Here is a 10,738-nt window from a genome sequence, read left to right as displayed (position 1 = left end):
TACCGGGAGGGGAGGCTGAAGGCGTTCGACGAGGGAGGGCGCAAGGTGTACGATACGATAGCCGGCCGCAGGAGGCGGCTGGGGCTGGCCGCCTAGGCCGTCCGGAAAAACGTCCGCACCCCCGAACCGTGTTTTTCGGGCGACAATGCGCCGGTGCAAGCGAGGGCGTCCGCAAACGCCCCCGCCTCTAATCCTCTATGCCGTCGCGCGTGCGGATGAGCTTGCGCTTGATCTTGCCGCCGATGGTCTTGGGAAGCTCGTCGGTGAACTCCACGATGCGCGGGTACTTGTAGGGGGCTGTCGTGTGCTTCACATGCTCCTGCAGCTCGCGCACCAACTCGTCCGACGGCTCCCAGCCCCGCGCCAGCACGACGGTGGCCTTCACCACCTTGCCGCGGATGGGGTCGGGCGCGGCCGTGACGGCGCACTCCACCACCGCCGGATGCTCCACGAGCGCGCTTTCCACCTCGAAGGGGCCGATGCGGTAGCCCGAGCATTTGATCACGTCGTCGTTGCGGCCCACGAAGAAGCAGTAGCCGTCCGAGTCGCGCCACGCCATGTCGTGCAGGTTGTAGTAGTCGCCGCCCACGGCCTGCCGCGTGCGCTCCTCGTCTTGGTAGTAGCCCGTGAACAGGCCCGGCGGGTACGCCTCGCGCAAGCCGGTCACGCAGATGGCGCCCTCCTCGCCGTCGGGCACTTCGGCGCCGTCCTCGTCCAGCAGCTTCACGTTCAGAAGCGGCGAGGGCTTGCCCATCGAGCCGGGGCGCGGCTCGATCCACGGGAACGTCGCCAACAGCACCGGCCCCTCCGTCTGGCCGAAGCCCTCGCGGATCTTCTTGCCGGTGAGGCGTTCCCACTGGATGGTGACCTCGGCGTTCAAAGGCTCGCCCGCCGTGGCGAAGTTCTGCACGCTCGACAGATCGAACGACGCCACGTCCTCCTGCAGCATGAAGCGGTACATCGTGGGCGGCGCACAGAACGTCGTCAGCCGGTAGTCTTGGATCTTCTGCAGCAGCTTCACGGGCACGAACTTGTCCATGTCGTAGGCGAACACGGTGGTCCCGCAGATCCATTGGCCGTAGATCTTGCCCCAGCCGAACTTCGCCCAACCGCTGTCGGTCACGCTCATGTGCAGCTCGTTCTCGCGCACCTGCTGCCAGTAGCGCGCCGTGAGGATGTGCCCCAGCGGATGCGCGAAGTTGTGGCACACGGCTTTCGCAAGCCCCGTGGTGCCGGACGTGAAGTAGATGAGCATGGTGTCTTTGCTGGTGACCCCCGCCTCGCCCACCGGGCGCGCGAACTCCTCCGGCTCGTCCGCGATGAGCGCGTCGAACGCCGTCCAACCCGCACGCTCCCCCGCCACCACGACGCGGTGCGCGATGGAGGGCGAATCGGGCAGCGCACGGTCCATCTGGCCGCACACGTAGTCGTCGTCCACGCAGACGACCATCTTCACCTGCGCGGAATTGGCGCGGTACGCGATGTCCTTCGAGGTGAGCTGCAGCGTGGCGGGGATGATGGTGGCGCCCAGCTTGCACAGCGCCACGGCGCACACCCAGTACTCCCAGCGGCGGCGCAGGATCATCATCGCCACGTCGCCCTTGCCGATGCCGAGCTTGCGGAAGGCGTTGGCCGCCTTATTCGACAGCCGCGCGATGTCGGAGAACGTGAAGGCGCGCTCCTCGCCTGCGTCGTCGCACCAGACGAGCGCGCGCTTCCCGGGTTCCACGCGCGCCCACTCGTCCACCACGTCGAAGCCGAAGTTGAACGCCTCGGGCACGTCGATGCGGAAGTTCTCGCAGAAGTCCTCGTAGGAGTCGAACTCGATGCGGGGGCAGTATTTCTTCAGGATGTGGTCCACTTGTCGCGCTTTCCTTTCTCACGCCTTACCGGTCCAGCAAAGTCAGCGAGAAGCGTTGAGGTGTCCGAGATTGCCGTGTTTCGCGGCCGAGCATGCTTTGCACGTGAGGGCAAGCGAAAAAGCGGCAAGATCGGGCGCATCAACGCTTCGCAGCGTCGGCCGGTTCCGCCGTTCGGAGAACGGCGGAACCTATCACTCCGCGATGATCGTCACGAACTTCGCCGGCACGTCCCTGCCGCAGCGCTGGCCGTGCGGGTGCTCCGGGTTGAAGTAGATGCTGTCGCCGGGATTGAGCTCGAACTCCTTGTCGCCCCAGGTGACGACGACCGTCCCCTCGAGCACCAGGTTGAACTCCTGCCCCGAGTGGCACACGAGCTTCGCAGGGGCGTCGGAGGGGTCGAGCACCACGAGCAGAGGCTGCATGACCTTGCCGGTGTAGCGCCATGCGAGGTCCTCGAAGTGGTACTCGGGATTGCGATCGACCTCGCGGCCCTCGCCCCAACGCACCACCTGGTAGGTGTCGAGCTTCGCCGCCGTGCCCGTGAGGATCTCGGTGAACTCCACGCCGAAGTGGTGCGCCATGTGGTAGATGGCGCTGATGGGCACGTCCTCGCCCGTCTCCTCCCAACGCAGGTACGTCTCGAGCGGCACTTCCAGCTCGGCCGCCATGTCCTCGGCGCGCACGTCGCACGCTTCGCGCAGACCCTTGATGCGCAGGCCTATCTCGGCCAGTTCAGCTACCATGCGAACCCCTTTCCGCTCCATAGGTCCATATCAGTCAGCGAGGCTCCCCGCAGCGCCCGAGATCGCCCCGTTTCGCAGCCGAGCGCGCTTCGCGCATGCCGAACAAGCCGATGGCTTGTTCAGTGCCACGCTCTGCGCCCGAGCGGGCGCGCCCTGCGCAGCTTCGCTGCGGCAGGGCAAAGGGACGAGATCGGGCACCACGGAAAGCCGCAGCGTCGACCCGTTCCGCCAGCCGTCAGGCTGGCGGAACACTACGCCTCCATCCCCAAACGCAGCGCCTTCTCGTTCATCTCCAGCATGGCGGCCTTGCCGGCCGGCACGCATTTCTCCATGGCCTTCCAGAGGGTGTCCTCCGCGCAGAACGCCGTCTCGGCGTACAGCTTGCCGGCCAAGATGATGTTGGCGAGCTTCTTGAAGCCGGCCTCCTCGGCCATGGCCGTGGCGGGAAGGGCGCACATCGCAACACCCGGAACGTCCGGGATGTCCGCGATGAGCGTGGAGTCGGCCACCACGACGCCGCCCTCGGCCACCACGCCCGCGAACTTGTCGAGCGAGGGCTGGTTCATGGCGATGAGCGCGTCGGGCGCCAGCACGAGCGGAGAGCCGATGGGATCGTCGGACAGGCACACGCTGCAGTTCGCGGTGCCGCCGCGCATCTCGGGACCGTAGGAGGGCAGCCACGACACCTCGCGGTCCTCCAGCAGGCCGGCGTAGGCGATGAGCTTGCCGGCGAACAGCACGCCCTGGCCGCCGAAGCCGGCGAGCACGATGTTGAGGGAGCGGCTCATCGCGCACCCCCTTCCGTCTGCGGCGCAGGGTTCGCGATCGGGCAGTCCGCAGCGCGGGCCGCGGCGGCCTCGGCCGCATTCGCGTAGCCGTCGGCCACCACGTCCTTGTACACGCCCAGCGGGTAGTACGGCAGCATGTTCTCGCGCATCCAGGAAAACGCGTCCTGCGGCGTCATGCCCCAGTTCGTCGGGCAGGTGCCCACGATCTCCACGAGCGAGTAGCCGCGCTTGTCGATTTGGGTCTGGAACGCCTTCTTGATGGCCTTCTTCGCCTTGCGCACGTTCTTCGGGCAATCCACGGTGACGCGCTCGAGGTACGCCACGCCGTCGAGCGAGCTCAGAAGCTCGCACACGCGGATGGGAAAGCCGGCCGTGGCGGTGTCGCGGCCATAGGGCGACGTCTGCGTCACCTGGTTCGGCAGGCTCGTGGGGGCCATCTGGCCGCCCGTCATGCCGTAGATGGCGTTGTTGACGAAGATGACGGTGATGTTCTCGCCACGCGTGGCCGCATGCACGGTCTCGGCCATGCCGATGCTGGCCAGGTCGCCGTCGCCCTGGTAGGCGAACACCACGCCGTCGGACAGCACGCGCTTGGCCGCGGTGGCCACCGCCGGCGCTCGGCCGTGGGCGGCTTCGATCATGTCGCAGCCGTAGAAATCGTAGGACGTGACGGTGCAGCCCACGGGGGCCACGCCCACGGCGTCGCCCTCCACGTCCAGTTCGTCCAGGCATTCGGCCACGAGGCGGTTGACGATACCGTGCGTGCAACCTGGGCAGTAGTTCGTCACCACAGGCAAAAGCGCGTGCGGGCGCTCGAACACGACCTTCGTTTCCTTCTCGGTCATGGGCTACTCCCCTCCCTTCTTCATGCGCTCGTCCAAATCCTCGATGCGGGCCAGCACCTCCACGGGCGTCGGGATGACGCCGCCGGTGCGGCCGAAGAACTCCACGGGGCGCCGTCCCGCCACGGCCAAGCGCACGTCGTCCACCATCTGGCCCATGTTCATCTCCACGGAGAGGAACGCGCGCGCGGTGGGCACGGCGGCCTCAAGGGCGTCCTTCGGGAACGGCCACAGCGTGACGGGCCTGACGAGGCCCGCCTTCACGCCCTTCGCGCGCGCCTCCACCACGGCCGAGCGCGCCACGCGGGCGCTCGCGCCGAACGCCACGACCACCACGTCGGCGTCATCCACGAGGAACGTCTCGGCGCGCTGCTCGTCGCGCTCGATGGCCGCGTAGCGCTCGTAGCGCTCCACGTTCAAGCGCTCCAGCTCGTCGGCCGTCAGGTACAGCGAGTTCACCACGTTGTGCGCGCGCTGGTGCTTGTGGCCGGTCGTGGCCCAAGGCTTCTCGATCCGCTCGTCGCGCGGCTCGGGCATGACCACGGGCTCCATCATCTGACCGAGCATGCCGTCGGCGAGGATCATGACGGGCGTGCGGTACCTGTCTGCCACGTCGAAGGCCGTGAACGCGTAGTCGGCCATCTCCTGCACCGTGGAGGGCGCGTACACCACCACGCGGAAGTCGCCGTGTCCAAGCGCGCGCGTGGCCTGCCAGTAGTCGGCCTGCGAGGGCTGGATGCCGCCGAGGCCCGGGCCGCCGCGCTGCACGTTGATGATGACGCCCGGAAGGTCGGCTCCCGCCATGTAGGAGATGCCCTCGCCTTTGAGCGAGATGCCCGGCGACGAGGACGACGTCATGGCGCGCGCACCGGCCGCAGCCGCGCCGTACACCATGTTGATGGCCGCAACCTCGCTTTCGGCCTGCAGGTACGTCCCGCCCACCTTGGGCATGCGCTTAGACATGTACGCCGCGAGCTCCGTCTGCGGCGTGATGGGGTATCCGAAGAAGAAGCGGCACCCGGCGCGCATCGCCGCCTCGGCAAGCGCCTCGTTGCCCTTCATGAGCACTTTCTCTGCCATGCCCAGCCTACCTTTCCACCGTGATGGCCACGTCGGGGCACATCGTCGCGCAGGACGCGCAGCCCGTGCACGCATCCAGGTCGATGCAGCGCGCGGGGTGGTAGCCCTTCGCGGTTATCTTGCCGTCGTCGAGCTCCATGATATGCACGGGGCACGCGTCGACGCACAGGCCGCACCCCTTGCAGAAGGTGTCGTCCACGCTGATTCTCGCCATGATCTGCCTTCCTCGTCTCGCTCTCGCATGCGCGCGGGGTCGCCGAAGGGGCGCCATGCGCGCTGCTCTCTCGTCTTATTGCCAGGGAGTTCTCACATATACTCGCACAGGATAGCGCGTGACCGCCTCCGCATTCGGCCCAAGGTGGGGATTTTCCCGGTCGGCGACCAGCCCGTCCTTCCCCGCCGCCTCCGCCGGCACCGTGGTGAAGGCGAGCGGCAGGCCCGCGAGGCGCGCCACCGCCTCGGCGAAGGGAACACCGCGTTCGATGACCTCCGCGTCGGTGTCGCCCTGCAGATGCGTGTTGTTCGCCACCGCGGTGGCAGAAAGGCGGCATTTCGCCTCGATCTCGCGCAGCACCTCCACCGCCTCAGCCGGCTCCTGCGTGAGGTTGCGGCTGCGATTCACCACGTACAGCAGCTCATAGGGGGCCGCGGCCACCGTGTTGGCGAAGCGCCCGAGCGCGGTCGCCCCCACGTCGTCGCCGCCAGCGTCGATGATGACGACGTGGCGCTGCCGCAATTCCGCGACAGGTGCCGGATCGCTCGGCCCGCATACCGAAGCAGGCGTCGGCAGCCACGAGAGCTGCGCCTGCTCAATCGCAGGCACGATGGCGCCCGACAGGCTCGGGCCGTCGAGGTTCGTGCCCGCGAACACGGGCGCGATGACGCGCACGCCGCGCTCCCCCAGCAGGTCGCGGTAGTCGCTCGAACGGAAGAACGGGTTGACCACGTCCAGGTCGACCACCGTCACCTGCCGCCCGCGCGCCGCGGCGTCGAAGGCCAGGTTGAGCGAGAGGTTCGTCTTGCCCACGCCGTAGTGCCCCGTGACGACGAGGACGGGGGCGTCGAGCAGAGCGCGCATCGCCAACGGGAGCCCCATCACACAAGTCCTTCAGGGGTGTTCGCAGCCTCGTCCGTCTCGCGGATGGCGGCGCGGCGGATCTTGCCGTTCACGGTCTTCGGCAGCGCGTCCACGTACTCCACGATGCGGGGGTACTTGTAGGGCGCCGTGCGCTTCTTCACCCAGGTCTGGAGCTCGCGCGTGAGCTCGGAGGAGCCAGCGAAGCCCTCAGCCAGCACGATGGTGGCCTTCACGGCCTTGCCGCGCACCGGGTCGGGTACGCCCGTGACGGCGCACTCGCGCACGGCCTCGTGCTCCAGAAGCACGCTCTCGATCTCGAAGGGGCCGATGCGGTAGCCGCTCGACTTGATGACGTCGTCGTTGCGCCCGACGTACCAGAAGTAGCCGTCCTCGTCGCACCAGGCGGTGTCGCCGGTGTGATACCAGCCGTCGTGCATGGCGGCCTCGGTTTTGGCCGGATCGCGGTAGTACTCGAGCATGATGCCGGCGGCCTTCTCGTGGATGTCGATGCACACCTCGCCCGTCTCGCCCGTGTCGCAGCGGCTGCCGTCGGCGCGCTGGATCTCCACGTTGTACAGCGGCACCGGCTTGCCCATCGATCCCGGGCGCGGCGTCGATCCCGTGAGGTTCGCGATGGTGAGCGGCGTCTCGGTCTGGCCGAAGCCCTCGTAGATGGTGAGGCCCGTGTGCTCTTTCCAGAAATCGAACAGGTCGGGATTGAGCGCCTCGCCCGCCGTCGTCGAATAGTTGAGCGACGCGAGGTCGAACGCGTCGACGTTCTCGCCCATCATCATGCGGTACATGGTGGGCGGGCAGCAGAGCGTCGTGATGCCGTACTTCCCGATGAGCGACAGGATCTCGGCGGGGTGGAAGCGGTCGAAGTCGTACGTGAACACGCACGCCTCCATGAGCCACTGGCCGTAGTACTTGCCCCACACGGCCTTGCCCCAGCCGGTGTCGGCGATGGTGAAGTGCAAACCGTCGGGCTCCACGTTGTGCCAGTGCTTGGCCGTGACCAAATGGGCGATGGCGTACTCGGAATCGTGCAGCACCATCTTGGGGTTGCCCGACGTGCCGGACGAGAAGTACATGAGCATGGGGTCGGCAGCGGCCGTCTCGCGACGCGCGAAATCATCCGAAGCCGCGCGCACGCCCGTGTTGAAGTCGATCCAACCTTGGCGCTCCGCAGACGCCGCGCACACGCCCTCCGGCCCGGAGAGCGCCGCGCCGAGCGGCTCGCCGTCGTCGGGGAACACGAGGTTGCCGTCCGCATCCTCCGGGGTGAGGCCGCCGCCCGCGCCGTTCACGAGGATGCGCGTCTGGAGCGTGGGGCACGCGTCGGCCACGTTGTCCACCACATCGGCGATGGTGCCGAGCGACGTGGCGATGACGGCCTTGATGGACGCCCCGTTCAGGCGATACTCCAGATCGTGTTCCTTGAGCATGAACGTGGCGGGCACCATGACCGCGCCGAGCTTCGCGAGCGCCGTGGCTGCGAACCAGAACTGGTAGTGGCGGCGCAGGATGACCATGACCATGTCGCCGCGGCCGATGCCTTGCGCGGCCAGGAAGTTCGCCGTCTTGTCCGACCAGCGCTTCATGTCGCCGAACGTGAACACGTGCTCCTCGCCCTCCGGATTGCACCACACCATGGCGCGACGATCCGGCTCCGCGGCGGCGATGTCGTCCACCACGTCGTAGCCGAAGTTGAAATCGTCGGGACAATCGACGGCGAAATCAGTTAGAAGTCCGTTCTCGTCATAGCGTTCGCGGACGTAGCGCAGATGAATGTTCCTCGTGGTATGCATGGGATGCGGCTCTTTCTCGCAGGCTGCGGCGGGCGGGCCCGCCGCGAGGCGGATGATGTCGTCGGAAGGGGAAGAGGCGCATGCGTCCCCGCCGCTTCGCGCGGAAGGGCGCGGCGGGGACGCATGCGCCTAGATAATCTCCCCGCCCGGCTTCATCACGACGGCGAGGAACACGCACGGCTCGCCGCCCGTCGCGATCATGCCATGGCCCCGTCCGGAGTCGTACATGAGCAGATCGCCCGCCTCCAGCTCCTCGACGTGACCCTCGTAGGCGAAGCGCATCTTGCCCGAGATGACGAAGTCGAGCTCTTGGCCCTCGTGGTAGGACAGATGGATGGGCCGCGTCTGCTCCTCCTCCAAGTACGGCGCCGTGACGAGGAACGGCTCGGCCAGCTTGTTCTTGAAGTGCGGCGCCTTGTGCAGGTACTCGAACCCGGCACGGCGCTTGATGGACAGCCCCTCGGCGGCGCGCACGAGCGAGTACCCCGACAGATGCGGATCCTCGCCGGTGAGCAGCTCGATGACGTCCACGCCGAGGCGTTGGGCGCACTTGTAGAGGAACGTGAACGACAGATCCTGCTCGCCGGATTCCTGCGCGGCGTACTCGCTCACCGAGCGGCCCGTCGCGTCGGCCATCTCCTGCATGGTCAGGCCCATGTCCTCGCGCAGCGCGCGGATGCGCCCCGCCACCTCTTCGATGTTCGGCTCCATGACCTCAGACCTCCTTCGCTGCCGCACTGCCCTCTTCTGGAAAAGTCGTTTTATTGTAGGGCAAACCGGCCGAGATGGAGCGAAAAGCACGGAAAACTCCGCGCACGGTCGGACGCGCGGCCGGCTCGCGCGCAACAGCCGGCGCAGAGCTCGCAGTACGGCGACGCTTGCGCGACCGAGCTCAAGGCCGGCTCGCGCGCGCAACGGCCGGCGCCGCGCGCTCCTTTCGGCTTACGAACGGGAGGCGTCCCCGTCGTCTCCGGCACCTCCGTCGTCCACGTCGTCCGCGCCGCCCGTATCGTCCGCGCGCACGAACCGCACGGCGAAGTGGGCGTCGGGCGATCCTTTCGAAAGCCTCGTCGAGACGCAGGGTTTCCCGGCGATGGGCGCGAGGTGGAAGCGCGATCCCTCCTCGGTTTTGAGGAACGCCTTCACCACGGCGTCGTTCTCCATGCGGGTCACCGTGCAGGTGGCGTACGCGAGCGTGCCGCCGGGGCTCACATGGGAGGCGAGCGCCCGCAGCATGGCCACCTGCTGGCGCGCCATGTCCACGATCTCGTCGGGCTTCAAACGCCAGCGGATCTCGGGATGGCGGCGCAGCGTGCCGAGGCCCGAGCAGGGCGCGTCCAGAAACACCGCGTCGAAGGAACGTCCGGGCATAAGATCATCCGCGTCCAGCACGTCGCCGACAAGCGCCTCGGACACGTGGATGCCGAAGCGCTCCACGCGCTCCTCGAGCACCTTCTTCTTGAAGGCGCGGTTGTCGAGCGCGACGTACTCCTCGATCTGGAAGCCCCATCGGCGAAGCGCGCCGCTTTGGATGAGGATCGTCTTCGTGGCGCGGCCCGCGCCCACCTCCAGAAACGACGCCGGCTTCTTCTCGGGGAGCACGCTTGCCGCCACCTGCTGCGACGCCGCGTCTGACACGAGGATGCGCCCTTGGCTGAGCAGCCGCTTCACGTCGGGAAGCAGCAGCGTGCGCGGGTCGTCCAAACGCAGACACCCCGGCACCTCGCCCCCTTCGATCTCCACGCGCTCGACCTGCTCCCCCACGCGCTCGAACGCGCGCAAGACCAGCTCGTCGCGCGTCTTGGCGGCGTTGACGGCCACGAACAGCGGGGCGGGCTCGTTCGAGGCGCGCATGAACTCGAAGGCGGCCTCGGGGCCCAGGTCGTTCATGAGCAAGGCAGCCTGCCACGCCGGGAACGCGTGGAGCCGCGCAAGCGCCTCGATGTCGCGGTTCGGATCGGCGAAGGGGAACTCGGCACGCAGGCGCACGAGCTGGCGCAAGACGTAGTTGGTCAGGCCCGCGGCGGGAGGCGCCACGGACTTCACGAGCTCCACGCCCTGGTCGACGGCGGCGTGGAAGCGCTTGTCGAGGAAAAATATCTCATAGGTCGATATGCGCAGCGCGTCGCGCACCTGGGGGCTCACGTCGTGGGGATTATCCAACACGCGGTCGATGACCTCGTCGAGGGTGCCCGTCGAGCTGACCACCCCGAGCACGAGGCGCGTGGCGAACGCGCGGTCCTCGGGCGTGAGGGACGAGTCGTCGATGTCCCGCGCGATGACGTCCTGGGCGTACGCCTTGCGCTCGCGGACCTCGCGCAGGGCGGCCAGCGCCGCGAGGCGCGCGGGGGTCGCCTTCGTGCGCAGGGGCCGAGGGCGGTCGGGACGGCCCGCGTAGCCGGAAGGCGTGCGCGTGCCGGCCGCATCGGAGCGGGCGGGGCCGCGCTCGCCGCCGCGCGGGGCCTTGGGGTTCGGAGAGGCGGGGGCGTCGCCGTGCGGGGCTTTCGCCGCGAAGCGGGACGAGCGCTTGCCGTCGC

The 10,738-nt window shown here is 67.9% G+C and carries 10 protein-coding genes; all 10 read right to left on the bottom strand.

The annotated features are described in order from the left end of the window. Nucleotides 1-187 precede the first annotated feature (187 nt). Nucleotides 188-1,861, bottom strand: coding sequence for an AMP-binding protein (locus C2L80_RS11965; RefSeq protein WP_103263275.1), 1,674 nt, complete (start codon nucleotides 1,859-1,861; stop codon nucleotides 188-190). A 192-nt stretch (nucleotides 1,862-2,053) separates the two neighbouring features. Further along, nucleotides 2,054-2,605, bottom strand: a complete 552-nt coding sequence (locus tag C2L80_RS11960) for a helix-turn-helix domain-containing protein (RefSeq protein ID WP_103263274.1) — start codon at nucleotides 2,603-2,605, stop codon at nucleotides 2,054-2,056. Between the two features lie 251 nt (nucleotides 2,606-2,856). Further along, nucleotides 2,857-3,393, bottom strand: a complete 537-nt coding sequence (locus C2L80_RS11955; protein WP_103263273.1) for a 2-oxoacid:acceptor oxidoreductase family protein — start codon at nucleotides 3,391-3,393, stop codon at nucleotides 2,857-2,859. Continuing rightward, nucleotides 3,390-4,238, bottom strand: coding sequence for a thiamine pyrophosphate-dependent enzyme (locus tag C2L80_RS11950; RefSeq protein WP_103263272.1), 849 nt, complete (start codon nucleotides 4,236-4,238; stop codon nucleotides 3,390-3,392). The genes C2L80_RS11955 and C2L80_RS11950 overlap by 4 nt, the downstream gene beginning before the upstream one ends. Nucleotides 4,239-4,241: 3 nt before the next feature. Next, entirely contained in the window at nucleotides 4,242-5,315 is a 1,074-nt protein-coding gene (gene vorB, locus C2L80_RS11945; protein WP_103263271.1) for a 3-methyl-2-oxobutanoate dehydrogenase subunit VorB, read from the bottom strand. Between the two features lie 7 nt (nucleotides 5,316-5,322). Beyond that, the gene (locus tag C2L80_RS11940; RefSeq protein ID WP_087196223.1) at nucleotides 5,323-5,529 is read right to left on the bottom strand and encodes a 4Fe-4S binding protein; all 207 of its coding nucleotides are present in this window, start codon (nucleotides 5,527-5,529) and stop codon (nucleotides 5,323-5,325) included. Between the two features lie 75 nt (nucleotides 5,530-5,604). Further along, entirely contained in the window at nucleotides 5,605-6,411 is an 807-nt protein-coding gene (locus tag C2L80_RS11935) for a nucleotide-binding protein (protein WP_204600602.1), read from the bottom strand. Continuing rightward, nucleotides 6,411-8,201 carry an AMP-binding protein gene (locus C2L80_RS11930; RefSeq protein ID WP_103263270.1) on the bottom strand — a complete coding sequence of 597 codons (1,791 nt, stop codon included), beginning with the start codon at nucleotides 8,199-8,201 and terminating at the stop codon, nucleotides 6,411-6,413. The genes C2L80_RS11935 and C2L80_RS11930 overlap by 1 nt, the downstream gene beginning before the upstream one ends. Nucleotides 8,202-8,330: 129 nt before the next feature. After that, entirely contained in the window at nucleotides 8,331-8,912 is a 582-nt protein-coding gene (locus C2L80_RS11925) for a helix-turn-helix domain-containing protein (RefSeq protein ID WP_087196220.1), read from the bottom strand. A gap of 231 nt (nucleotides 8,913-9,143) precedes the next feature. Continuing rightward, nucleotides 9,144-10,568, bottom strand: a complete 1,425-nt coding sequence (locus tag C2L80_RS11920; RefSeq protein ID WP_087196242.1) for an RsmB/NOP family class I SAM-dependent RNA methyltransferase — start codon at nucleotides 10,566-10,568, stop codon at nucleotides 9,144-9,146. Between the last annotated feature and the right edge of the window lie 170 nt (nucleotides 10,569-10,738).

Source organism: Rubneribacter badeniensis (genome assembly GCF_002899695.1).
Classification (GTDB): domain Bacteria; phylum Actinomycetota; class Coriobacteriia; order Coriobacteriales; family Eggerthellaceae; genus Rubneribacter; species Rubneribacter badeniensis.
Note: the sequence above shows the minus strand (reverse complement) of the source record. Positions and strands in the feature narration are given on the sequence as shown.